A 24,295-nucleotide genomic window follows, 5' to 3' on the forward strand; every position below is an offset into this window, starting at 1 on the left:
ATGTAAAGAGTAGGAGAGGGAATTTTGGATCAAATAATTTAAGAAGTGATGTGAGAATTTTATGGCAGGGAAACCAATTTACGTGGAAATTGAAATACAGGATGACATTGAGAGAATATGGGAATACAGCCAAAATCCGAAGCTGCACGAACAATGGGATTTGCGCTTTACATCGATTACATACAATGACAAGTCGCCGGAAGAAGAAATGCAAACCTTTACCTATTCCACAAAAGTGATGCCAGGCATTCAAGTAACGGGTTGGGGTGAAAGCAAAGGCACACATGAAAAAGCGAGCGGCGAAAAAACTTCAGCCCTGCATTTCGGTACAGAGCAATTGCTGTCCCCTATTGCTGAAGGCAAGGGATATTGGAAATACATCCCTCACGAAAAAGGCACCACCTTTTTAACGCAATATAATTACGATGTTCGATTTGGGGTTCTTGGGAAGTGGGGTGATCGGTTATTCCGCCCGGTGATGGGATGGGGAACCGCTTTGAGTTTTGATGTGTTAAAGCGGTGGGTTGAAGCAGGTGAAAGTCCGAAAACCCAATATCGCCGGTTTTTTGCTTTCTACGCGATTTGTTTTTTGTTTGCGTTTGTTTGGATGTACCAAGGACTCGTTCCTAAGTTTTTAACACAACATCCTCTGGAAATCAGCATGTTGACACAGCTGTCACCGTTAACCGCCGGGCAGGCATCCACCGCTATTATTTGGGTCGGTATGGCAGAAATGCTGTTTGCCTGTTGCTGGCTAGTGCCAAAACTGCAGAAACGTTTGCTGCAGCTGCAAGTCGTTATTTTCCCTTTTCTTATGCTCAGTGCCATCATTGCAGCTCCAGCCGCAGCAATTGCGCCGTTTAATGTCATTACGCTGAATGTCACTCTGTGGATTTTATCGATAGTCGGGTTACTGCTTCTTGAACAGCTGCCGTCTACGAAAAGCTGCAAAAGAAAGAGAGGGGAGGCAGCTTGACCATCTACCCGGTTTTATTAGGAAAGAAGTTTCAGAAACTGCACCCGAAGCTACAACATCGCTACGCCTTGCCCTTCGATCGCGCATTTTATGCGGAAGGGATGATGAGCGAGATTCAGAATGGCAGTAAGCTGCTTTCTCCTTTCTATCAATTTGCTTCAAAATTGAACTTTCTGTTTCCTGAAAGCGGCGAGAATATCCCTTTCACCATCGTCAACCGATGCCTGATCAACCAAGATGACGAAGCTGAAGTGTCCTGGGAGCGGACATTTTTCTTTCCAAAGGCGGTGCGGAGGTTCAACGCCAAGATGACAATCGATCAGGAAAAGAAAGTGGTAAAGGATTATCTGGGGGATGTTCCCTTATTCTACTCAGATTTACTGTTTGATGTCACAAAGGATGGGTTTCTGATCATCACTTCCGGAACACAAAAAGTCGTACTGGGTAAGAAAGAGATTCCTATACCGAACTTTTTAAGAGGACGCGTTACCGTACTGGAAGGATATGACGAAATGAAAGATGTCTACACCATCCACGTAACCATTTACAACAGCTTGATAGGAAGGATTATGATGTATGCTGGTGAATTTACGGAAAGCACTCGTTAACCCGCTGATTTTATTTGGACTCATTTTATTTGTTATAAGTTTCTTTTTTAGTAGTCAAGCCGGTTATTTTTATTACTTAACTTTAGCTCAATTGATCTTTGTCCCATCTTTATTGAAAATGGTTGTCAAACTCCGGCAGTTAGATAAACTGATTCTGGCGGCTGGAATGTTGGCAGTGATGGCTTTGAGCTTTAATATGCCTTACTCCTTAGCGCTGACAGGGGCGGTCATTTACCTACTGGTCACCTTTTGGATCGCCTGGAAAGGAGTGGACCGGTTTCTAAAACGGGGGTTTTCTAATACAGCTGAATTGATGATTGATCTGGGACTCGTCTACGTTGCAGTAGGCGGGATGTGGTTTCTTGCCTATATCGGGAAGTTCGATACCGGATTCAGTGAGATGACTACCTGGCTCACTGCAATTCATTTTCACTACTCGGCGTTTATGCTTTGCATTTCAGTAGGGCTGCTGGGCCGCATCCAGATGACAAAACTGTATAAAATAAGTGCGTTTATTATCGCGACAGGGCCGATGACAGTGGCAATTGGCATCACATTTTCACATACCATTGAAATCGTCTCGGTGTCACTTTATGTGGGAGCGATTTATGCCCTAACGTTTTATACATTCCGTCTCAATTTTCCAGCTGTACAGGCGCTTATTGTCCGAATCCCTTTTGTGGTCTTATGCTTAACAATTTTGGGTTCTTTTCTTTATGCCTATGGCAATTTCTCAGGAAATACAGTGGTGACGATTCCGGACATGTTAGATTTTCACGGCTTTTTGAATTGTTTGCTGTTTGGTTCCTTCACGGTAATTGGATGGGCATTGCATGTACCTGCTACGACACAAAAACCGTTCGATTTTCCAATCAGTAATATCCGTGGAAAGTTGAAGAAATCGGGAATTCCTCACCAGGGGCTAGTTGATGGACTGGAAGACTATGTGGAAGTGCGAAAGCTGCCTATTAAAATAGTCGATTTTTACGAGCGCACTGAGAATTTCCAATTATTCGCATCTGTAAAATGGAAGATATGGTTTAAACCTCTGGCATTTATTTATCAGTTTGCAAGCCGGAAAATAGGTCAGCTAAACCTGCCATTTTCATCGTCTCAGATGGAAATGACCGGAGAAGTTCTCTTGGTGGATGAACAGCTTGATGGCAGAAGCAAGCCGAGAGTTTGGAAAAGAATGATTGGGACAGAAACTGTCTTTGTCGCGATTTATTCAAAACACCAGTCTAACGGAAAGACATACATGAACATTGCTTTGCCTTTACCATTCTCTTCTATGCATGGAATTCTCCAATTAACTGTTAAAAACAAAGGACTCCATTTAACGAGCAATGGAAGTGGAGACGCTGGAACCTATTTGGCACTTGGCCGATATGTTTTTAAACTGCCCCTGCATGAGAACTTTATAATAAGTGAACGCAATGGAAATCTAATGGCGACGCATGATATGACGTTATTTGGACTCCACTTTTTACATATCGATTATGATATAAAAGAGAAAACAAACAGCGAGCCATTTAAAAAATATTGATTTTAGCTTCATTAGATTAAGAAGTGAAATCTATCCTTTCATGACTGCCTGCAAAAGAGCACGTACAGTTTACATATGCCCACTTATCGGAAGGATAGAAGCGATAGAATTAGCTTCTATCCTTCTTTTTGTTCGTTTAAGTGTACTTTTACGAACGCTTGTTTATGATTAAAGATTCAATTGTTATCATTTACTGCGCTAAAATCCATTTCGAAAAATGGAAAAGAGATATCTGCAAATGAAAAAAAGTCCTTATGTGGCTGTGAAATAAAGACGAGATGTTTAAAAAAAGTTTGTTCAAAATCTCGATGTGATACTATCGGTTTTTTTCTTGTTCAGCAAGCGGGCCAGATTGTGGAGCAGCACATGATTATCTAAGTTAAACAAAAAAAGAGAATAGAAGTCCCTGCTTGAACCAAGTCGTAGAGCTTAATAAGCCTCAAGATTGAGATAGAAATAATTCTTAGGTACATTATGCGGAAGACATTCGCACGTTAAGATGACTTCAAAAGGAAGTAGACTATGGAAAGCAGGGAAAACTATGAAAACTAAAAGGATAAGTAGGTTTTGGAAAGTTGTCAGGATTGTTTTATTAGCCATCGTCACAGTGCTTGTACTTTGGATTATTTTCAATAAAACGATGACTGCATATGAAAAAAACAAGCATCCGGCCGTAGGTCAATTAGTTGAAGTAGATGGCAACAATATGCATATCTATACAAAGGGGAAGGGGGATAATACAATCGTTTTATTAAGTGGATTGGGTACTTCAGCTTCGGTATTGGATTTTGAACCTTTAACAAACGAATTGGCAAAGAATAATAAGGTTGTAGTGGTAGAGTTATTTGGATATGGCTGGAGTGATATGACTGAAAAGGAACGAACAGTGGAAAACATTGTGGAAGAAATCAGAATAGCATTACAAAAAGCAAGTATAAAAGGGCCGTATATACTAATGCCGCATTCCATTTCCGGCATTTATAGTATGTATTACGCTAATAAATATCCGGAAGAGATTGAAGCGGTTATAGGAATTGACCCTACACTGCCTGGGTTTAATCATTCTCCCCATCCAACGCCAAAGGTTTCTGAATCTCATGCCATGACAGGTATATCGGACGGAAACGTCATATCGATGGTTTCATCAATGTTATGATGGATATTTTTTGTTTCATTAGCTATATTTTTGTTAAAGGAATTCCAAACAGAAATGGCTTTGGTCATCTTTAAATTTTCTTCGGAATAAACATCTTCCACGGCTGAAGGAAGGAATAAATCTGGAAGCAGAAATACAGCCAATCTTGCAATTCCGGTTGGCGCTACATGATACTTAGGCATGATCTTTACTCCGAAAGAAAAAAACATGATTGAAGATGGCCAATCAAAAATAGCTTTTTATCAAACACAGTTAAGTAGTAGACCTTCAAGCAAACTTGTTACGTTAGAAGGAGAACATTATCTGCATCGCACTCTTTATAGAGAGATGAGCGAATACGTTAATGAATTCACGGAAACACATCTAAGCAACTAATAAAATAAATAGACTTTTGCTTTGATCTTTAACTGAATGGGTGCGGCAAATCAACCAGATACAGGCAGCAAACATAAAATCATCTTGGTCCCTTACAATCGAGAGTGATAGTAGCATAACAAGGCAGAAAACAATCAATTTTTTAGAAATACTAGATAATTTATATGAAATGAAGAATCCATTATGATTAATCTTTCTTCAACATGATCCAGCGTTAAGAGATTCTCATCCGGATTGAAAAAGAGTTGATTCGGAATGAATTTACAGAAGAACTGAAAGTCCCCAACTACCTACTTGAGCATGAGATCTTGCAGGAAGTCCAGTTGGAGACTGTCCTAGAGCGCAGGATTAGCGAAACCTTCCTAAATTAGGACCATGAACTACTAACTAAGCTGTTCACCCATTGTGGTAAACTTTTTTTGTTCGATGGGAACTAAATTTTCAATCCCTTAAAAGAAAATTTCGATGAAAAATTTTAGGTTTACATATAAGAGATTATCAGAAATAGGTATTCTAATAACAAAGTATAAAGGGGGGAGAGCAGTGCTGATTAGCACTGCTCTTTCTTTTGTCAGTATAGCTGTACTTTTACGAATGCTTTTTAATGACAACGCAAAAAATTCAATAATTTACCAATAATAACTGTATGATGTGATAATCTATAATAAAATAAAAAATTAGATATTAAGAGATGTACAGAAATCGTTTTTCTCAATGCAGGCTTGTTAAAAGAAAAAAGAGAATGATCAGTATTGAAATGGAGGACGAGAATAAAATCAATACGTGTAACAAAGTACGATCCGAAAAATCGGGATGCAAATGGGCACTATATCTTAGTGGATGAATGGACCAGTATATCAGATGTCGGGAGATCGTATGAGGGCCAAGTTTTTACAATGGAACAATACCGGACGATCGAAGAAAAATACATCCAAGCGGTTGAAGTGCTCATCCGAAAAACCGGTACCACTCATCTAAAGTTGCTTTCTTTGGAAAACCATTCGAATGAAACGGACTTGGATTTGGCAGAAGGCAAGACCATTCCACGAAGATTGGTCAAGGAAGTTGTCAGAATGATTCTCCAAGAAAAGGTTTGGAGCAAACTGGTTGCCAAAAATCAGTTTGAGATCCATTTCGGCTATGATTACTATATGTATTTTATTGGAGAAAGCCTTACAGATGAGGTTATCGAGGAATTTCGAAAGATCGACGGCTTGTATGTGGAAGAGGTGCCATCTCCTTACCTTGATTAATGAAGGAAAAGTACCATCGTCAAAACAACGGATGTTTCTTTGAAACGAATGTCACATAAGGGTGATTATGTGACATTCGCTAAAGCTAAAAGTAGATAGATATGTTAATTGCCCTGTTTATTGAAGCCCCCGAAGAAGAAAAAATCCAATTCTTTCTTTGTCGAATTGTCTAAAAGCCATAACATGAAGCCTTCTATCGTTGAAATTGAGGATTATTTGAAAGTAGATGATATGTATAAAATTTATTAAAAAACTGTTGAACCCTTTAAGAATCAATCACCAGTTTTTTTACCAAGTTACTTCTCAGTGGATTGAGTTAACTGACGAATTGTTAGCTTCGAATACAATGAAGGACTGTGTTATCCATCTAAAAAATCTTCATATGATTATTATTGAATTTGAATGATAATCCATTAGAGTTTGAATGTAACTTATTGGTAAGTAAGTTACATTCAAACACGACGAAAATAGGAAGTGAAGATATGGGGCGTTTAAAAAAGTTTTTGCATAAACTGTTCTTTGAAAAATACGATCAGTTTGCGGAGGAATTAGGTTATCCGGATTGGAATATTGCTTTAGAAAATACTTTTGGCATCTATGAGATGGAAGGAGATACTTGGTACCATGCTACTCAGCTTCCTGATAAAAAATGGGCTGTCTGGAATGATGACGAGGCAGAACCACCATACGCTTTTGAAGTATTTTCGTCCTGGGATGAAGCCATTAGAAAGCTTCGGAAATTGTTTGAGGAGAGTGGGTTGCCGGAAAATCATTGGAGACCTGAAGGATTTGATGAAGGTGAAGATGCTTTTTTGAAAGAACCCGACCGAGAGAAAATGTGGTAACCAACCGAGAATCTGAATGTAACATAATGTGAATTATGTTACGTTCAAAAGCCCTCCATTCCTGGGTGCTTTTCTTTATGATTCATTACTTTTTATGGGGGTTCTCCATAAGTCATCTTCTGTAACCAATGATTCATTTTCACGTCTAAACTTGAAATGAGGAGGAGTAAGAAGATGAAATCCAAATTTTTATTTTTAAGTATGCTGTTTATTTTTGTGTTAGTAGGCTGTTCTCAAGAAAAGGAAGTCATTAAAAATGATAAAAATATGAATAGTTCTGTGGAAAATGTAAAATACACCTCTCAAAAACCCCCTCAGTTAAAAATAGGGGTGAATGAAGAGGAGTTTCTGCTGCTTTGGGTGGGTATGACTGGAGCTACTTTGATCAAGAAGAAAATTCCATGGCTTCTGTGCAGGCGGAAACGATCCCTGTTTCTGAATTAGTCGGTAAACGAAAGGGGCCTACCGTAAATTCAGATACATCCATTGAGCTTAAATTTGAAGAAGAACCAATCTCTTATCAGGTGAATACTTGGGATTCTGCGGGTAATATAACGGGTTCTTTTAAAGACGTAGTTCTTGATGGGCAAAGTGGGCGAACGATCTATGAAGTTGTCGCCACTTGGGAACGAGGAACAGGACATTATTTTTTCCCTTTAACGATTGAATAGACTCTTTCAACATCAATTCACGTTAATTTTTTTTTTGAATGTAACTTATTAGCAATTAAGTTACATTCAGTTCCTTGATTCCATTGATTTCACCAGAAAATCATACCGTACTGGTTTCATTAGAAAAAAAGATACATTCAAAACGTTGTTCTGTAAGGCTTTAAAGCTTGAATCTCAAAAGGATATAGGTTTACATATCACCAGTTATAAGAAGCAAGTTTAAAATAAACATTATGTTTCAGAAACCAGAATGCTTATTTCCATAATCATCCTGGTTTTTTAAGATCCAAAAACTCAATTTTAATTCAAATGCATCTTATATCGAATTAAATCGATATAAGATGCTTACATGGATAATTTAAATGTATTAGATATTTTTAAAGCATTGTCAAACGAAACCCGCTTGAATATTTTGAAATGGCTAAGGGAACCGGAGAAGAATTTCCCGGCACAGCAAGCGCATTTGCCGAAGGAGGTAAGCATTGAAGGCGGCGTTTGTGTCGGCGATATTCAAGAAAAAGTGAATCTTTCTCAATCAACCGTTTCCCATTACTTGTCGCTCATGCAAAAAGCAGGCTTGCTGGAAGCGGTGCGTTACGGGCAATGGACTTATTACAGACGAAATGAAGAGACATTGGCGAAAATTGCGCAATTCATCAACGAAGAAATTTAAGACATCGCCATGTCTTTTTTTAATTTGTCATATCGATATTTTTAGATATATCTATATCCGAAAAAACAAGCTTTCAATGGGAATGAAACTATTCATTCGTATGATAAGTAAAATCAGCAACTAGGAGTGAATTTTTCGTGGCCACAAGTGTAAAAAAAGATTTAATGAGTACGAAACAAAAAGTTTTGGCCTTTACGTTGACGCTTTTAACTTTTGTCATGGGGACCAGTGAATTTGTGATTGTCGGCCTTTTAACAGAAGTCTCTTCAGACTTGAACATCAGTCTAGCTGTAGCTGGTACGCTGGTATCCGGTTTTGCCATCGCTTACGCAATCGGAACGCCCGTAATGACGGCTTATGTCAGCCGTTTTCCAAAATATCCATTGATGCTGACGTTGATTTCTTTGTTCATTGTCGGGAATATAATCAGCGCATTATCCGGCTCTTATGAGTTATTAATTTTTTCCAGAGTCATCACGGCGGTTGTCAGCGGTGTGTTGGTGGCGCTGTCGATGAGCATTGCCAGCGATATCATGCCGGAAAGCAAGAAAGGCCACATTATCGCATTGATTTTCGCCGGTTTTACGATCTCCAATGTCATTGGTGTGCCTTTAGGGACACTCATTGGGCAGCTCGGCAACTGGCAGCTGACTTTCTGGTTTACAACGCTGTTAGGTGTGATCAGTTTGGTCATGGGTATCTTTATCCTGCCAAGAGGATTGAAAGTGGAGAAAGCATCAGCAAAAGAACAGCTCGGTTTGCTGACGAACCCACGCATGATTCTGGCATTCTTTATCCCGACATTTTCAATCGCGGGAACGTATACGATCTACACATACATTACGCCGATATTGGAAGAAGGACTGGCGATTCCAACAAGTTATGTGAGTGCCATCTTGCTGGCTTACGGAGCGTTTTCAATCTTCAGTAATGTGTTGGCGGGGAAAATCGCCAGCCGCAACGGTGTAAGCAAACTTCGCTATGTATTTATCGTCCAGGCAGTTATTTTAGGTTCTTTGTATTTCACAATGGAGTCGACATATGCAGGACTTGTTAGCCTCATGTTGATGGCGGTGATGATCTATGCCATGAATGCAACCATTCAATTGTATTTGATGAACTTGGCCACGGTTTATTTCCCGGCAGCCAAAGATTTTGCATCATCCTTAACGCCTGTAGCGGTTAACGTCGGCATTGCGCTCGGTGCCACCCTTGGAGGATATGTCGTGGCAAACGGCAGCCTCGTTCAGCTTTCATGGGTCGGTGCATTATGCGCATTGATCGCCTCCGGCCTGGCATTTGCCAGCTATCGTATGGATCGGAAAGAAAGCTTTTCAGGTTCTGAAGCGTATGAGGCATCAAATTTATAAAAGATAGTGAACACCCTGCAACTAGCGGGGTGTTTTTTAGTTTTTCAATACAGCTTTCAAGATCTCCCCTTTTGAAAGAGAATGCTCCTAATGAAAACAAGTACATTCTTATTGCATATGAATGTAACTTAGAGATAATTTTGTTGCATTCGACTATTTAGCAACTAATTACAGTCGAAAAATGAATATAGGAGGGTTTCATGGAAAACATCTATACAAAGAGGGATTTGGAAAACCTGGAAGATCGGTATGAGTTTTTATTTCCAGTTCCGTATGAGACGAATACGACACCAGACCAGCTGGTGGAGATGAAAGAAATTTCTTTCGCTGCAATCATCCGCCAGTTGATCAAGGACGGTTTTTCTTTGCTGATATACATTCCGCATCTTTCTTCCATTTCAAATGATGGTTGGGACGACCTTAAATACACATCCTTCATTCCTTGCCACGTAGAAAAACGAACGGTATTTGCAGTAATCCATTCTTCTTTACCCAAACCTAAAATGCCTTCAGGATCGATACCAGACGAATGATCCCGAACTATCAGGGTAATTGATTGGTCATCAAGGTGCTTGCCAATAAAACCGAATTTTGTCTCGTAAAAATCATAGAAATAAGTGGTTTCCCCTAATGTTGCATGTCGGTATTCGATTACTAGTGATTGCTGATTATCGGGAGCCACGATTTTCGTGTAATTATTATCCAGCCACAAAACGATAAAACCATGGAACAATAGTATGGGGAGACCAATGAAAAGGATGGCAGTTGCCCATCCTTTAGAAAGTTTTGATTTAAAAACGATTACATTGATAATAACAATGTTTAAAACCAAAGGGATCACATATCCTGTTGGTTTAAAAAAGAGTAGAACATAATCTGTATAATGCATGACGACAAGGATGAAGTCCATGATTCCCAAAACGACGAGCATCCATTTCTCCTTTATCATAGGATTCCCCATCCTTAATGATTTTTGTATTTTCTTTACGATCAGTTCTTACACAAGTTGGCCCGTTTATTGGAGATCAGCCTTTCTTGATCACCTGATTATTTAACCCAACATGCCGGTAAGGCATGACAGCAACAGCCATATGTTTGGTTTCTGTCTATGAATATCCCACTTGGTTACAAAAATAGAGGTACGGCAGAGCCCGAGGCATCTAGTTGACCTCATATAAATGATGCGACAATTCGTAATTAGTTTTTGTTTTTCAATTCTAAAAGGATAGGAGTTATATTCAATGAAATCGAGAGTATCGTCAAAACCCATAACGCTGCTGCCATCGTAGGCACCACGTCCATTAAAGCAGACCAATCTTCCGCCCTTACCCAATCGGACACCATACTGTAATCTGCGACAACGGTTAAGGCTGTAAAGGATAATCCCATTGCCATCGCCAATTTATACTCTTTGCCTGTTGCATACATAAAAAGATTTATGCACGTTGCTGTGATGGCGATAAGCCCTAATAGGAACCACATAGTCATACCTCCATTTACACTGGAAATTATTAAGTAAGACAGAATGAGAGAGCAATTAGTTTCATGATCACAACAATATAGCCGAAATAACCTTTCGTAATTACCCAATTATTTGAACCAGCATACTAATAAGCTACATAATCAGCAGCTTGCGCTTTTTTCTATAAATCCATCAAATGATTTTAGAAATAGAGGAATGTCTATATTTAATAATAAAAGTTAAAAAACCGAATTTGTGAAAAATTGATCTATCCTACTTGACGGTTACACCAACGTTCTAACATTATAATTGTTAAAAAAATTCAAATGGTTTAAAGTTAGAAAAACACCCAAAGGAGAAAAGATAATGTTAAATTCAGATTTGGATATACGCTTAGAACCGCGCATTAAAGAATTATATCAATTACATAAGGAACGTTCTGCAAATATTGACTGGAGCTATCACGAATTTATTCCATGGGACAAGGCCATGTCCTTTACACGAGTTCCTTGGGATGAGAGTCAAGTAACTCTTCCAGAAGGTGTAATTATTGCGGTAGAAACAGCATTACTTACAGAAGTAAATTTACCTTGGTATACTTCGCATTTGGATTATACATTTAAAAATTCAATGGAAGTAATAAATGATTTCGTACGCACTTGGACGGCTGAAGAAGACCAGCACTCTAACTTACTTGAAACGTATTTATTGGTGACACGAAACGTAAATCCCGCAAGATTGCATGAATTAAGAAAACGAGTAGTTGAAAGTGGTTGGTTTCCAGATTTCACTAATCCTCTAGCAACAATGGCTTATACTTCTTTGCAAGAGTTAGCAACACTAGTTTTTTATAATAATGTAGCTAGGATAGCGGGTCTTTACGACAAAGATTTAGCAACATTACTTCGACGTTTAGCGAAAGACGAAGCACTTCATTATGCATTCTATCGCGACACAGTGAAAGCACATCTTGAACTTGATCCGAATTTCATTGTTTATTTTGAGAATGTAATTATTAATTTCTCTATGCCAGGTGCCGTTATGCCAGACTTTAACGATAGAATGAAAACCATTGCAATAGATACGAATTATGGACCACTACAATACTTTGACCAAGTATTAGATGTAGTTATTAAATACTGGGATATTGCCAACTTGCAACCTACTAGCGAAGAGGCCAAACAATCACAAGCGAATATATTGAAATATCATGGGCGCTTAAAAAGAATTAAAGATCGCCAGCTAGGAAAAAATAAAAGGTAGATGTATGAAAGGGGTTTTTTATAATGAAAACAACTTGCGAATTATGTGAAAAAGAAACGAAAGATAAAGTAAGTTATTTGGAACTTGAAACGTGGGAATTTAATTTTTTAAAGGAAGAGAAAAAAGACTTTTACTCTATTTGTTTTAATTGTTTTGACAAACATACGAATAATTTCATTGACAAAGAAATGGATCTTGAATTGAGAAAAAAACGTTCTCTTTTGGTGAATAAAGAGATCCAAGAAGAAATTGAGGCTATTCTTGAAATCGAAAATTAATTACTCAACTCTATTTAGTTAGCCTAAGTTGAAAGCAGATGAGCAATAAATTGAATCTCTTAAAACAGTATTACAAGTACGTAATGTATTAAAGATGCATCATTTTAGTGAAATAGATGAAATTTGGATTGGTGAAAAGAAAATCCAACCAGGTTCCAATGATATTAACACGGCAAGAATAAATAATTGCTTCATTGTATATGAGGAACCGAGGATACAGGAGTCGGAAAAAGGAAAGCCATCTTCTTTGAACTGCACCGAAATTGTTAGACACAACTAACAATGGAGGTGCAGTTTTTCTATGGCAAAATTTTCAGTTGAAGAGAAGTTGAGGGCTGTTCGGGAATATGCGGATGGCCATGATTCGAAAAAAGGCATTGCCAGACGCTATGGCGTCGATCGCAGTGTACTAAAACAATGGATTGAGCGGTATCAGAATCATGGAGAAGCAGGGCTACGGAAACGGTATACAAACTACACCCCCGAGTTTAAACTGGATGTACTGAACTTTATGAACGATACCGGTGCGTCCCCTTATGAAGCAGCTGCTGTCTACAATATCCCTTCCCGGGATACGGTAAACAAGTGGAAGAAAGCAGTTGACGAAGGAGGATTGGACGCGCTGGTTCCGCAGAAAAAGGGGCGTCCAACCATGAACGAGAAACCGAAAAAACCCGTACCGCCAAAAGAATCGAACGAAACACTCCAGGAAGAAGTGGAACGGCTGCGCCTAGAGAACGCGTATTTAAAAAAGTTGAATGCCTTAGTGAAGGGAAAGGAAGCGTCACAACGCAACTCAAAGCGCAAGTGATCCATGAGCTAAGGCACGATTTCAAGGTCATCGACCTCATCCAGGTGGTAGCCATTCCGAGAAGCACCTACTATTATTGGATCAAACACCAGGAACGTCCGGACAAATACAAAGAGGCAAAAGCGCACATCGCCGAAATCTTCCATGCGCACAAAGGGCGTTATGGACATCGGAATATCCACATCGACTTGGGCAAACGAGGCATCCAGCTGGATCCGAAAACCGTCCTGAAGCTGATGAACGCGATCGGCCTCACCTGCCGGGTGCGGCTGAAGAAATACCGTTCCTACCGCGGCACTGTTGGGAAGGCAGCACCGAATGTATTGAGCCGGGATTTCACGGCCGACAAACCAAATCAGAAATGGGTGACCGATGTGACGGAGTTCGCCCTGTTCGGACAGAAGCTCTACTTGTCGCCTGTTCTCGACTTGTTCAACAGCGAAATCGTTGCCTACACGGTCCAGAGCCGCCCGACGTATGACCTGGTTTCCACGATGCTCGAACAGGCTTTTGAGCGTCTGGATCCCAATGTGGAACTGGTGCTCCATTCCGACCAGGGATGGCATTACCAGATGGCGAAATACCAGAAAGCACTGGCCAGCCGGAACATCACCCAAAGCATGTCCCGGAAGGGGAACTGCCTCGACAACGCCGTGATGGAAAACTTCTTTGGCATTCTCAAGACGGAGCTCCTGTACCTCCAGGACTTTGAAAGTGTGGAACACTTTCTTCAGGAACTGGATGACTATATGGTGTATTACAACCAAAAACGGATGAAAGCCAAATTAAAAAACATGAGTCCGGTGGAATACCGGACTCATGTCCAACAAGCTGCTTAATTTTTTGTCTAACTTTTTTGGGTCAGTTCACTTTGGAGGGTGGCTTTTTACGTTCTAAAATATTGATATAGACAACAGAAGAATATTAATACTTATTAATATGGATACCTAGAAAATAGCCTTGAATAAGAATATTTATTTAAATAGCTACTATAATTATACTTATATTTGATAATTAAGGTGCAAAAAAGATGCTTATATGGAGAATAGCGGTATTATAATTGTAGGTGGTAAAGAATTCTTTTTCTCAATATCTGATATCCCCTCGGTATATTATGAAGGTAATTTTAACAGGAGATGACTTAAGCAATTGATCTACTTTAAGCAAAAAAACTAGCAATATCAAAAGGGAATAAAAAACTGTGAGATATAAGGATGGTGTATATTGGAAGAAACAACAAAAGATTTATTACTTAAAGAAATTGCTAACTATGGGTATAGAGCTGGATTTGGAGCAAAAAAACATTTTGCAACTTATGATATGTCTCAGAACATCCCCATTACTATAGCTGTAATTGGTATTCTTGCTGGAATAGGACAGGTAGCGTATCCTGATAATAATTTTAGTACAGGCTTAGCTATATTACTTATAATGGCTAGTATTATTGGTTTAATTATGAACCCTTTCAATGAAAAGAAAGAAAACTACGATAAAGTTGGATCTGAACTAACTGAAATATTTAATGAACTTCAGAATCTGTTTTACGAAGTGAAAGTCAGCCCGGAAGAAACTTACACAGAGCAGAGAGAAAAACTTAAATCATTAGTGAAAGAATTTAATTCGACAGGCCTTAGTCACCAAATGTTCGGTAGCGATTGGTATGCCCACTACAAATTCTTCTTTCAAATGGAAAAGCAGTGGATTGAAGAAGTTCGACCTTTTAAATTGTGGGGAGACAAAATTCCTGCTTCTCTTTTGATTTTTAGCGTGGTTGTTTTTTTACTACCTTTGGCATGGAACTATTTATTTAGTAGTGGAGGCATAATATGATTGGGAACTCTTTTAAAGACTTTGTAGATGAAATTCAATTGAAAAATCGTGAAGGCATTGATACAAAATTTTCTAACATCACCAAAAGGCTAAATACAAGCTTTTGGGATGATGAAGAAAATGAAAGTGATCATAGTAGAGTTGTAGGATCTATCGGACGCTTTACTGCGATTGATGGAGTAAGTGATATGGACATGCTTTTTATATTGCCAGATGAACTTTTCAAAACTTACGAGGAAGAAGAGGGGAATGGACAAAAAAGTCTTTTACAAGATGTGAAAAAAGAAGTGAAAAAGCGTTATCCACACGAAAGTACTAAAGTGCGTGGAGATGGGCAAGTAGTAGTAGTTTCTTTCTCGAATTATGAAGTTGAAATTTGTCCGGTTTTTCGTGAGGCAGATGGAAGTTTCACTTATCCAGATTCTAATCACGGAGGAAAATGGAAAAAAAAAATCCTATACCAGAAATAGATGCTAGCACAGAAATGGCTGCGACCACTAATGGTCATTTCCAGTATATATGTCAAATAATTAGGGCATGGAAGAATCATATTGGATTTAAAATGGGCGGTTTATTAATTGACACTTTGGTTAATAACTTTTTTGTAAAAAATTCTCACTATGAAGTAGTAGATTTTGAAGACTACTTAACACTTTTAAAAGATTTGTTTGAAGAATGGAAGAGTTTAGATAAAGAACGTAAGTATTGGTACGCGTTAGGCAGTAATCAACATGTTTACAATAAAGACAGCACATTTATCTCGAAGGCAGAAAAAGCGTATAACAAAATTATTAATCTAAACGAGGAAAGTGAAGATTTGTACGTCATTCTCCAAGAATTATTTGGAACTGAATTTCCAGTTCCTGAAGAAGTACAAAAGACTAATTCATTTAGGTTTGCACGAACAGATATTGCTGATGGGGAACAATTCATCGAGCAAATGTTTCCGGTGGATATAAAATATCGACTAGAGATTGATTGTGAAGTGAGTATGAATGGTTTTCGAGAAACGCTTTTACGAAAATTACTGAAAAATCACGGTTTCTTGCTGCCTAACAAGAGATTGAAATTTTTTATACTTCATAATGAATTAGCTGAAATAGATTTACATTACCAGATTTATTGGAAAGTAAGAAACCAGGGTCAAGAGGCTATGAAAAGAAACCAATTGCGAGGCAAAATTGTTGAAGGAAAAACAGAACACATTGAACGTACATCTTTTAAAGGTGGACATTACGTTGAATGTTATGTAATCCAAATGGGCACTTGTGTGGCAAGAAGTAGTATAAAGGTGCCGATTAATTATCGAGATTATTTGGCAGGCTGAAACAAATAGATTTCTTCCACCAAAAACGATGGTTTTTGATAGTATTGAGAAGAAGATGAGAATCTTCTTCTTTTTCATGTATTTTTCTATTAAAACTTATGTCAAAAACAATGTATCTAAAACGACTGTTTTTGATATAATTATTCTAACAAGCAACGGGAAATGAGGGGTTTTATGATTATTGGATATGCTCGAGTCAGTACAATTGATCAATCGTTGAATTTGCAATTGGATGCCTTACAAGAATTTGGTTGCGAAGAGATTTTTCAGGAGAAACTATCTGGGGCGAAAGATGACCGTCCGGAGTTGTTACAAGCAATTAAGATGTCACGTGCAGGTGATAAGTTTGTAGTCTATAAATTAGACCGTTTGGCGCGATCGACAAAGCGGTTGATTGAGATTGCTGAAATTCTTCGAGAAAAAGGAGTAGAGTTTGTTAGCATCCAAGATAATATTGATACAGGAACAGCTGCAGGGAAAACGATGTTTGGAATGTTATCGGTATTAGCTGAATTTGAACGAGATATTATACGAGAACGCACAATGGCTGGATTAAAGGCAGCTCGTGCGAGAGGCAGAAAAGGAGGGCGGCCGAAGGTAAATCAACAGAAGTTGAACCAGGCAATGGCTCTTTATCATTCGCAACGAATGAGTGTTAAGGAGATACAGGAAGCTACAGGAATTTCCGCAGCTACTCTTTATAGAAGTCTTAAAATTGAGAAAAGTAACTAGAAAAATTCTAATTCAAAGAAATAAATTCAATGGAAGAGGGTCTTGAAGTTTTGAGCGATTTATTAAATAAGGAAGTTTTGTATGGCTTACCTACAGAAGTGATTATTACATTTTTTGTAACTCTATTTCTAATATTTCTAGGAATAAATGATGATGTTAAAAATAAGCCATATCAAAAGAAAAACCTTTTAGTAATGTATTTATTGCTTTTCATAACTACTTTTTTTTTCGAAAATGTAAACTTAGGAATAATTTTTTTCCTTTTAATATGGTATATCAGTGGGATAGCCCTTCTCCAAAGTGACGAAATAACTCTAGAAAGAGAATTAGGAGTATTTAAGTTATTTCATTATACTACTTCATTATGGATGTTTACTGTTAAAAGTTATATTTTGTTAATTTGTGCAGCTTGTACAATTGTGCTTAGAATTATAGGCCCGGAATTTATAAATATACCAACAAATTATTTGATTATCTTAACTATTCTCTTGTTTTATTTGGTCCATTTCATCAAAAATACTCTTGATTATTTTGGTATCAATAGGTGGGAAGATGTAAAGCATAAGATCGAGGAAGGGAGTCGGAATTACGAGATTGATATTAGTAATTTAAGTTTTCTATATTATATGGAAGATAAAAATCTCTTTAAACGAGAGTCGGTTGTATATGGTTTTTATGATATTCGTGAAGGTGCGAAACGGAGCATGAAGGCTGTTTTTAATAGACCGATTCTCAAAGTGAATGAAAAGTGGAATGATAAATTTAGAAGAGGCTATTCTACAGTGGAACAGCAAGTTACTAGAAGGACATTCTTAAAAGAAAACTCTTATAGATATACTATAAGAAGAAAATTATTCGTAGAAAGAACTCTGAACAAGGCATTTGTCAGTGCTTGGTGTAAAAAAAAGGCTAGAGAATATAAAAAAAATGATCAAAAAAAGGCTGAAAAAAAACTAAAATTTAGTGTGAAATATCATTATCTACGTTATTACCATGCAGTAATTTTAGGAAATCCGTCAGATATCAATGAGTTGATTGAGAGAATGAACAGACAATCTAGAGTATCGATAGATTTATATAAAAGAATTTTTGAAAATTATCAGAATTCAGGAGAGAAAAATATATATGAGCAAGGATTGAAAGATATAAAAGAAAATGAAAAAAATTATACTATTTTAAGTAGAATTAATAACTAGTCTGATTTAATATCAGACTAGTTATTTTAATTATTATAATGTGTAGTGAGTGGAGTACGGTTCGCTTTCATTAAAATTATCATCGATATATTTTATGCCACGTAAAATAAGCAAGTTGTCATTTTCTTTCTGTATTTCTTGTATTTGAATAGTATCATCAAATTTCTTTAAGAGCGTAAGTTCATTATAATCAATGTTGTAAGAGTATAAATGTCCACCAATGTCAACTGTTCCCCAATTAGATCCGATAAGAACAAAGAGTGTATTAGCGTTTTTCCAAATAACGTGTTTAGGTGTTAAATTTGCATTTAAGTTCAATTCCGTTCTTTTACTTGAACCAGTCTTCAAATTAATCAATCTTATTTCTCCTTGGCATTCCCATTCAAATGGAGTAATTATTGCCACATAATCCTTGTTAGGTGATAATTCGGGTTCCGAGGAAGATTCTAATACGTATTTCAACTCGCTAATTTCAAGTGTTAAATTGTGGTTTTCTTTTTGATAAGATATTTTATACAAATTTGATTCCTCCATTTAGAATGATTTTCGCTATTTAAAAGTATGTTACTCCTTCTTACTTCTAAATTTATTATAGAGGCAAAAGTCTGTATATACAAAAAGAAGAAAATGAATGGGTTTGCCGATTCATTGAAACGGATATCGAAAAAAACTGTATAAAAAAACAGCTAAAATATATTGAGAAAAATAAGACATTATTTAAGAGGGTGACAGAAATTGATATATTATTTGATTTTGAAACTGTCGCTTCTATAATACTGTTCGAAAAATCGTATAGAAATAATTGGACGTTCGTAAAGTGTTTTTACACGTTTACGAACGTCCTTTTGCTAGTTCTGTGATACTTTCAAAGCGTTCGTAAAAGTGTACTTTTACGAACGCTTTTTCTTATTGATAATTCAATACACGCATATATCATTAAAAATATAGAATGGTAAAATAAATATGTGCATTAATGGATAAAATTAGGTAGGCGAAAATAGGGTGCCTTTGCCATTCTAGATTTCGCTAGCATTCTCATTCGGAATTAAAGCGTTATTTAGTCTATAAAAAACTTTTAGGAGGAATTTTTTTGGAAGATAAGGCTAGCGATAAAGAAGAGCTTAAAGAAACGTTGGAAAATGTGGAAACTGATGATATCAAATCTGATTTCTTGAAGAAGGTGAGTTTAGGAATGGCGCCATCTATACTTTCTGGAATTTCAGCATCCTACACCAAATCGGCTATCGATATAGCCGGTCTCCGATCAGGGATGCTCAAAGCAGTGGAGCTCGGCATCAAACCTTCTCAGATAGCTGGACTAGCTGGACTATCGGCATCCTATACCAAATCGGCTATTGATATAGCCGGTCTCCGATCAGGGATGCTCAAAGCAGTGGAGCTCGGCATCAAACCTTCTCTATTTGACGGAATGATCAATGCTTATCAAAGTACTATTTTAGATTCGGGATTGATAAATGTAGATTTTACCTTATCAGAATCTTTAAAAATTGTAGATGAGTTTGCAAATGAAATCCAAGATGAAGTAGACACTTTTGACCACACAGACTCTGTCACTTATTCGGAAGAAGAAATTCAGTTTATTACACAGAGCTTAGAAAATTGGTTAAAGGGTTCAATTAATCTTAAAGATACTTTACAGAAGATTAAAGGTAACATCTGGGCTTTAGCTTTAGTTACGACTATTGTTATTAGCGCATTTACTCACGCTGTAAATATCCTTCTTATTTTCGACGACTATCAAATTCAACAAGATCGTAAAACTATGGAAAGTATAGAAACATATTTAGAGACAAATGTTTTAACTTACAAACTATATAAAAATATCAGCAATGTAGAGAAACTGCATACAATTTATCCTATGGGCTTTACTAGAACTGATACTTACTTGCGAAACGGAAGAGCTAAAACAGCGCCAGTCATCACTGACGGTTTTGTTGGACAAAAAACTTTAGTTTTAATGTTGGATAGAAAAAATAATTGGAGAAAAGTAGAAGTTAAAATCAACGGAACATATTTGCAAGGGTGGGTGCCTGAATCTACAATTATTCGATTGAAAAAATATGATTAGGTTTGAAAAGGAATTCTTATATAAGATGTCCTTTTGAATGTAACCTATTAGCAATTAAGTTACATTCGAAATATTAATAGGACAGGCTGTAGCATATTCCTGAATTAGAAAACCAACCCTTCTAAATTCGACATTAGAAGGGTTGGTTTCAATGGTTAAATTTACGCTTAGACGAAAAGCCCATGGATAAAAAAATGTATGGGAACGCCAACAGTATCAAATGGAAATAGCCGATATTCCCAAAAATCCCCGTTTCATTGGAAGGATCGTACTCCACTTGGTCTAGATACACTCCAAATCCATAACTATACCAAATCACATAACCATATAAGCATGCAGAAATACCGAACAAAATCTTTCCGAGGATATTTACCTTACTGGTTGCTAGAGTGATGATAAATAGGACCGGATATAACAGCAATAAAGTCAAAACTAAATAAAAAATGGAAATAGGTTCGAAATAGTGCACATTCATTGTGAATCCTCCTGTAAAAAAATAAAATTAGAATAGCGTTTTTGTACATCGCCTTCTTTTGGAACTAACTTCCAACACTAAGACTTTTAACATGCGCCTCAGGTTCCTTTCGCCATTCTGATTCTAAATTTTTCAATAGAGTTTGAATGTAACTTAATACTAAGTATGTTACATTCATTTCTTTGTTCTTCTTGTATTTCTAGAAAAAGAAATCCTTTAAACTTCTTAAAAAAATAAGTTATATTCAAAGCACTAATGCTATAGGATTTGAATGAGAAACTCTAACATGAATTCGGTTTACACATCAAAGCTTATCGGAAGAGAGGAAACCTAAAACGGGTTTCTTCTCTTTTTCTTGCATACGCTATGTTTTTCGAAGAAAGAAATGGAAGATGAAATAAATTTAATGCAATAATCAAAATTCAAACGAACCTACACCAAAAAATAGCGTCTTCTTTTCATATAACTAGTCAAGACAGGAGGCAGTCGCTAGTTGGAATTTCTTAATCTTGTTACTTGTATAACGGAAGTTTCTTTACCGCTCACGAAAACAGCATCCCAATAAACGTTTTGACAACCTACTGAGCTTGATTAGAGATTTTTAATTTTTTCTCCCAACAAAATTTACTCCTTATAGCTCTAAATGAAATTTTTAGGTAATATCTATTCTTTCTAATTTCCATTATGCTAGTAGTAATGGAAAAACATAGTAATTAGTTGAAACGAAAAGGGGGCTGCTTCATTTATGCTGGTAGTGAGTGACATTCAGTTAAAAACAAAAGAAACGTTGTTGTACGGAGCCACTATGCAATTGAAGAAAGGGACGATCTATGGCTTGTCTGCTCGCAATGGCAGTGGAAAAACCACATTGCTCCGGACCATCAGTGGACTGAGAAGCGAGCCTTTGGGTTCGATAGCTATTCAGGAAAATGATCACATGCTTTCTGCACTGGAAGTGAAAAAGCAGTTGTTTTACTTTGAGACGGTGGAATGGTTTGACCCTAATTTATCCGGATGGGATTATTTGCAGTTTACACAGGCTTCTTGGAACCAGTCTGACCGGCCAATCGACGAGATCGTCTCTTTTTGGGAGATGGATTCGTACATCAAGACGCCCATCAAGAAATATTCGCTTGGCATGAAACAAAAGGTATTGCTCGCCATGTATCGCGTAAGTGGGGCAAGCTATTGGCTGCTTGATGAGCCTACAATTGGCCTGGACACCAATAGCCTGAAGAAATTTCAAACGTATTTGCTGGAAGCCAAAGCGGATGGGGCATGCATCTTATTTTCTTCTCACCAAAATGATAGCTTGTATGCGGTATGCGATTATATGTATGAAATGGAAAATGGCTCCTTACTTCTGTCCACGATAAAAAAGGGGGAGGAATAAGGATGAATTATTATCGATTTCTCTTGAAAAAGACCGTGAAAAATCGGGCCACTTCCGTCCCGTTGCTTCTTCTGTTGGCAGCCATTGTCGGTCTGTATGTGATCAACCAGACGTCCGGGGATTTTTTTAGCTACACAGGGGGCATAACAGACCACCATAAGGAAATGAAGGACTTAGAAGAGTATTATGTCGGCTTACAGAATGATGGTGTGGCGTACTCAGCCGATGATGTCGCATCATTCGAAGCAGGGCATCAGGATGTAATGGAGCAATCGATGTGGTCAGAGAAAGCCCTCCAATTGGCGGAGGAAGAAAAGTGGGGTGAAGCTTTAGGGTATTCCATCAACCTCGTGCAACGACAGCTGGAGGAGAATGAACAAGCGGATGGCTCCTTGTTTCCCCCTGAACATGTGTTGGTGTTAAAAGGGGAACTCGAAATGTATAAGCAGTTACAGGCACTTGAACAAGAGCCGGATACGGAAGGATATGAGACGTTCGGGTTCAACTACGTTTTTCGGGTAATGGATTCGCTGTTCCCCATATTATTTGTGCTGATTTTAGCTGTTCTGTTAACGGAGGTTTTCCTGAACTCGTATAAAAAAGGAATGAACATCGAAGCGCTGTTGCCGATGAGCTTTAGGCGTCTGACAGCCAAACGGATTTGGTTCAGCAGCCTGTTGGCCGGAACGGTTTACTTGTCCACGCTGGCCATCAGCTTGGTCATGGCCAGCCTCGTGAAAGGCCCGGGCCATGTCCTCTACCCGGTCTTGCTCTATTCGGCGGAGTTGCCGGAAACGTCGCCCATCTGGATTGTTTTAGTGAAGATGCTGACGCTCCAGTTGCTGGGCATACTCAGCCTGGTTCTGCTCATCTCGCTGATTAGCTTTTTCGTCCAGAACAATCTGGTCAGCTTGTTGATTACACTGGTCATCGTGATCGGTTCACCGATGGTCTTTAAATCCATTGAAGCTTTTCATGCCATTGTCCATTTGAACCCATTTACGTATTTGGCAAGTGGGGATGTGGTGACACGGTTTATCCTTCAGGATATCCCGAATGCCCATGCGACGTTTGGTACGGGAATCGTTTCACTGGGTGTCTTTTCTGTCATGCTAATCATAATAAATGCGGTTCTTGCCTACCGGTATGAGAAGAAACCGATGTATGCGGCAAAAACATAAACTGACAAATGCTCTCGTTGGATTTTCTTAGTTAAAACTTGGAATTTCAACAATAGAATTCAGTTTACATATCATCATTTTATCAGAAGTTAAATTAACTCGCATGACGAGCTTAATAGAAAAACAATGTTAAGAGGTTCTGAGATTTGTATTCAGAGAGGAGGAGGGAAGTATGGAACGTTCTCATGCGAAGAAGCGAAAGTTCATCTCGATAGATTTAACAAAAGGCAGAAGGAGATTTGATACCAGCAAAATGGATGAATGGTCACCAGAAGAATGGGCAGCTTTTGTCGGAACTGAAGAAGATCATCCTCTAGAAATACCCTTGTTGAATACAGAGGCGTATCGTTTTCTTATAGCCTCTATTTCTATAAATGAAGTCACCAAGGCGTTCACGCTTGAAATTCAAATGGAAAACAAGACAGAAATGGATATCCGTATTGAGGCTGCAACGTTGAAAGTTGATGAGGCCCTTTTTGATGTATCAAAAACTGAGCCTTTTTTCATCAAAGCGCATGCACAGAAAGAAGGTCAAATTACAGTCATCATCTCCGGAGATTATCTAGAGTTCTTCAGGAATTCGCTTTCCTTGAGCTTCGATATTAAAGAGGCAGAGACAGACAATTGGCTCGAGGGCTATGAAGTGGTTGCACAAGTGTATTGATGTTCCGAATTAATTATGAAGTTTACATATGAGGGATTATCGGCAGGTGTATAAAAGACGTATATAATTTAAGAAACCCTGTAACCTTAGTATAAAAAGGTTACGGGGTTTCTTTCGCACA

25 protein-coding genes are annotated in these 24,295 nt (G+C 37.9%); 21 read left to right on the top strand and 4 right to left on the bottom strand.

Features of this window, described 5'->3' with window-relative positions:
- Positions 1 to 61 precede the first annotated feature (61 nt).
- From QWY16_RS09460 to QWY16_RS09500, 9 genes are all read left to right on the top strand, one after another.
- The gene (locus QWY16_RS09460; protein ID WP_300993057.1) at positions 62 to 976 is read left to right on the top strand and encodes a DoxX-like family protein; all 915 of its coding nucleotides are present in this window, start codon (positions 62 to 64) and stop codon (positions 974 to 976) included.
- Positions 973 to 1,584, top strand: coding sequence for a DUF4166 domain-containing protein (locus QWY16_RS09465; RefSeq protein WP_300993060.1), 612 nt, complete (start codon positions 973 to 975; stop codon positions 1,582 to 1,584). The genes QWY16_RS09460 and QWY16_RS09465 overlap by 4 nt, the downstream gene beginning before the upstream one ends.
- Positions 1,553 to 3,130 (top strand): YndJ family protein, encoded by a 1,578-nt coding sequence (locus QWY16_RS09470; protein ID WP_300993064.1) that lies wholly within the window; start codon positions 1,553 to 1,555, stop codon positions 3,128 to 3,130. Before QWY16_RS09465 ends, QWY16_RS09470 begins: the two co-directional genes overlap by 32 nt.
- Before the next feature lie 541 nt (positions 3,131 to 3,671).
- Positions 3,672 to 4,286, top strand: a complete 615-nt coding sequence (locus QWY16_RS09475) for an alpha/beta fold hydrolase (protein WP_300993067.1) — start codon at positions 3,672 to 3,674, stop codon at positions 4,284 to 4,286.
- A gap of 1,127 nt (positions 4,287 to 5,413) precedes the next feature.
- Positions 5,414 to 5,914, top strand: a complete 501-nt coding sequence (locus QWY16_RS09480; protein WP_300993069.1) for a hypothetical protein — start codon at positions 5,414 to 5,416, stop codon at positions 5,912 to 5,914.
- Between the two features lie 398 nt (positions 5,915 to 6,312).
- Entirely contained in the window at positions 6,313 to 6,759 is a 447-nt protein-coding gene (locus QWY16_RS09485; RefSeq protein ID WP_300993072.1) for a hypothetical protein, read from the top strand.
- Positions 6,760 to 7,115: 356 nt separating this feature from the next.
- Entirely contained in the window at positions 7,116 to 7,430 is a 315-nt protein-coding gene (locus tag QWY16_RS09490) for a hypothetical protein (protein WP_300993075.1), read from the top strand.
- A 349-nt stretch (positions 7,431 to 7,779) separates the two neighbouring features.
- Positions 7,780 to 8,103 carry an ArsR/SmtB family transcription factor gene (locus tag QWY16_RS09495; RefSeq protein ID WP_300986303.1) on the top strand — a complete coding sequence of 108 codons (324 nt, stop codon included), beginning with the start codon at positions 7,780 to 7,782 and terminating at the stop codon, positions 8,101 to 8,103.
- Positions 8,104 to 8,240: 137 nt separating this feature from the next.
- On the top strand, positions 8,241 to 9,473 hold the full coding sequence (locus QWY16_RS09500) for an MFS transporter (protein WP_300993078.1): 1,233 nt from the start codon (positions 8,241 to 8,243) through the stop codon (positions 9,471 to 9,473).
- 211 nt (positions 9,474 to 9,684) lie between these two features.
- Here QWY16_RS09500 and QWY16_RS09505 read toward each other — a convergent pair whose 3' ends face one another.
- Together QWY16_RS09505 and QWY16_RS09510 are read right to left on the bottom strand one after the other, a co-directional pair.
- Positions 9,685 to 10,404: a hypothetical protein gene (locus tag QWY16_RS09505; RefSeq protein WP_300993081.1), complete on the bottom strand. Its 720-nt coding sequence runs from the start codon at positions 10,402 to 10,404 to the stop codon at positions 9,685 to 9,687.
- Positions 10,405 to 10,670: 266 nt separating this feature from the next.
- On the bottom strand, positions 10,671 to 10,955 hold the full coding sequence (locus QWY16_RS09510; protein ID WP_300993083.1) for a hypothetical protein: 285 nt from the start codon (positions 10,953 to 10,955) through the stop codon (positions 10,671 to 10,673).
- Between the two features lie 346 nt (positions 10,956 to 11,301).
- Here QWY16_RS09510 and QWY16_RS09515 point away from each other — a divergent pair, with 346 nt between their 5' ends.
- From QWY16_RS09515 to QWY16_RS09550, 8 genes are all read left to right on the top strand, one after another.
- A complete protein-coding gene (locus tag QWY16_RS09515) occupies positions 11,302 to 12,198 on the top strand; it encodes an acyl-ACP desaturase (protein ID WP_300993085.1) in 897 nt (298 codons plus the stop codon).
- A gap of 23 nt (positions 12,199 to 12,221) precedes the next feature.
- The gene (locus QWY16_RS09520; RefSeq protein WP_300993086.1) at positions 12,222 to 12,476 is read left to right on the top strand and encodes a hypothetical protein; all 255 of its coding nucleotides are present in this window, start codon (positions 12,222 to 12,224) and stop codon (positions 12,474 to 12,476) included.
- A gap of 301 nt (positions 12,477 to 12,777) precedes the next feature.
- Positions 12,778 to 14,126 (top strand): IS3 family transposase gene (locus QWY16_RS09525; RefSeq protein WP_300993088.1). Its coding sequence is split into 2 segments (ribosomal slippage): positions 12,778 to 13,222 and positions 13,222 to 14,126, totalling 1,350 coding nucleotides; the frame shifts between segments, so codons are not numbered across the junction.
- 385 nt (positions 14,127 to 14,511) lie between these two features.
- On the top strand, positions 14,512 to 15,117 hold the full coding sequence (locus QWY16_RS09530; protein ID WP_300993091.1) for an SLATT domain-containing protein: 606 nt from the start codon (positions 14,512 to 14,514) through the stop codon (positions 15,115 to 15,117).
- Entirely contained in the window at positions 15,114 to 15,587 is a 474-nt protein-coding gene (locus QWY16_RS09535; RefSeq protein WP_300993093.1) for an SMODS domain-containing nucleotidyltransferase, read from the top strand. Before QWY16_RS09530 ends, QWY16_RS09535 begins: the two co-directional genes overlap by 4 nt.
- Positions 15,557 to 16,444: a nucleotide-binding domain-containing protein gene (locus QWY16_RS09540; RefSeq protein ID WP_300993095.1), complete on the top strand. Its 888-nt coding sequence runs from the start codon at positions 15,557 to 15,559 to the stop codon at positions 16,442 to 16,444. The genes QWY16_RS09535 and QWY16_RS09540 overlap by 31 nt, the downstream gene beginning before the upstream one ends.
- A gap of 174 nt (positions 16,445 to 16,618) precedes the next feature.
- Positions 16,619 to 17,176, top strand: coding sequence for a recombinase family protein (locus QWY16_RS09545; RefSeq protein ID WP_300993097.1), 558 nt, complete (start codon positions 16,619 to 16,621; stop codon positions 17,174 to 17,176).
- Positions 17,177 to 17,205: 29 nt separating this feature from the next.
- On the top strand, positions 17,206 to 18,372 hold the full coding sequence (locus QWY16_RS09550; protein ID WP_300993099.1) for a hypothetical protein: 1,167 nt from the start codon (positions 17,206 to 17,208) through the stop codon (positions 18,370 to 18,372).
- 33 nt (positions 18,373 to 18,405) lie between these two features.
- Here the strand turns inward: QWY16_RS09550 and QWY16_RS09555 are convergent, their stop codons facing one another.
- Positions 18,406 to 18,891 carry a DUF4652 domain-containing protein gene (locus QWY16_RS09555; RefSeq protein WP_300993101.1) on the bottom strand — a complete coding sequence of 162 codons (486 nt, stop codon included), beginning with the start codon at positions 18,889 to 18,891 and terminating at the stop codon, positions 18,406 to 18,408.
- A 571-nt stretch (positions 18,892 to 19,462) separates the two neighbouring features.
- On the opposite strand from QWY16_RS09555, the gene QWY16_RS09560 reads away from it, so the two are divergent.
- On the top strand, positions 19,463 to 20,461 hold the full coding sequence (locus tag QWY16_RS09560; protein ID WP_300993103.1) for a hypothetical protein: 999 nt from the start codon (positions 19,463 to 19,465) through the stop codon (positions 20,459 to 20,461).
- A 148-nt stretch (positions 20,462 to 20,609) separates the two neighbouring features.
- Here QWY16_RS09560 and QWY16_RS09565 read toward each other — a convergent pair whose 3' ends face one another.
- On the bottom strand, positions 20,610 to 20,936 hold the full coding sequence (locus QWY16_RS09565; protein ID WP_300993105.1) for a hypothetical protein: 327 nt from the start codon (positions 20,934 to 20,936) through the stop codon (positions 20,610 to 20,612).
- 745 nt (positions 20,937 to 21,681) lie between these two features.
- Between QWY16_RS09565 and QWY16_RS09570 the strand changes: the two genes are divergently transcribed.
- The 3 genes from QWY16_RS09570 (at position 21,682) to QWY16_RS09580 (ending at position 24,174) form a co-directional block, all read left to right on the top strand.
- Positions 21,682 to 22,329: an ATP-binding cassette domain-containing protein gene (locus QWY16_RS09570; RefSeq protein WP_300993107.1), complete on the top strand. Its 648-nt coding sequence runs from the start codon at positions 21,682 to 21,684 to the stop codon at positions 22,327 to 22,329.
- Positions 22,330 to 22,331: 2 nt separating this feature from the next.
- On the top strand, positions 22,332 to 23,510 hold the full coding sequence (locus QWY16_RS09575) for a hypothetical protein (protein WP_300993109.1): 1,179 nt from the start codon (positions 22,332 to 22,334) through the stop codon (positions 23,508 to 23,510).
- 172 nt (positions 23,511 to 23,682) lie between these two features.
- Entirely contained in the window at positions 23,683 to 24,174 is a 492-nt protein-coding gene (locus QWY16_RS09580) for a hypothetical protein (RefSeq protein ID WP_300993111.1), read from the top strand.
- Positions 24,175 to 24,295 lie beyond the last annotated feature (121 nt).

This window comes from Planococcus shenhongbingii (genome assembly GCF_030413635.1).
In the GTDB taxonomy this organism is placed as follows: domain Bacteria; phylum Bacillota; class Bacilli; order Bacillales_A; family Planococcaceae; genus Planococcus; species Planococcus shenhongbingii.

Bases quoted from the DNA above. Each gene is read 5' to 3' on its own strand.
- QWY16_RS09460 (WP_300993057.1), top strand. From the start codon at position 62: ATGGCAGGGAAACCAATTTACGTGGAAATTGAAATACAGGATGACATT.
- QWY16_RS09470 (WP_300993064.1), top strand. From the start codon at position 1,553: ATGCTGGTGAATTTACGGAAAGCACTCGTTAACCCGCTGATTTTATTT.
- QWY16_RS09475 (WP_300993067.1), top strand. From the start codon at position 3,672: ATGAAAACTAAAAGGATAAGTAGGTTTTGGAAAGTTGTCAGGATTGTT.
- QWY16_RS09495 (WP_300986303.1), top strand. From the start codon at position 7,780: ATGGATAATTTAAATGTATTAGATATTTTTAAAGCATTGTCAAACGAA.
- QWY16_RS09505 (WP_300993081.1), bottom strand. From the start codon at position 10,404: ATGCTCGTCGTTTTGGGAATCATGGACTTCATCCTTGTCGTCATGCAT.
- QWY16_RS09510 (WP_300993083.1), bottom strand. From the start codon at position 10,955: ATGTGGTTCCTATTAGGGCTTATCGCCATCACAGCAACGTGCATAAAT.
- QWY16_RS09515 (WP_300993085.1), top strand. From the start codon at position 11,302: ATGTTAAATTCAGATTTGGATATACGCTTAGAACCGCGCATTAAAGAA.
- QWY16_RS09520 (WP_300993086.1), top strand. From the start codon at position 12,222: ATGAAAACAACTTGCGAATTATGTGAAAAAGAAACGAAAGATAAAGTA.
- QWY16_RS09535 (WP_300993093.1), top strand. From the start codon at position 15,114: ATGATTGGGAACTCTTTTAAAGACTTTGTAGATGAAATTCAATTGAAA.
- QWY16_RS09540 (WP_300993095.1), top strand. From the start codon at position 15,557: ATGGAAAAAAAAAATCCTATACCAGAAATAGATGCTAGCACAGAAATG.
- QWY16_RS09545 (WP_300993097.1), top strand. From the start codon at position 16,619: ATGATTATTGGATATGCTCGAGTCAGTACAATTGATCAATCGTTGAAT.
- QWY16_RS09550 (WP_300993099.1), top strand. From the start codon at position 17,206: ATGGAAGAGGGTCTTGAAGTTTTGAGCGATTTATTAAATAAGGAAGTT.
- QWY16_RS09565 (WP_300993105.1), bottom strand. From the start codon at position 20,936: ATGAATGTGCACTATTTCGAACCTATTTCCATTTTTTATTTAGTTTTG.
- QWY16_RS09570 (WP_300993107.1), top strand. From the start codon at position 21,682: ATGCTGGTAGTGAGTGACATTCAGTTAAAAACAAAAGAAACGTTGTTG.
- QWY16_RS09575 (WP_300993109.1), top strand. From the start codon at position 22,332: ATGAATTATTATCGATTTCTCTTGAAAAAGACCGTGAAAAATCGGGCC.
- QWY16_RS09580 (WP_300993111.1), top strand. From the start codon at position 23,683: ATGGAACGTTCTCATGCGAAGAAGCGAAAGTTCATCTCGATAGATTTA.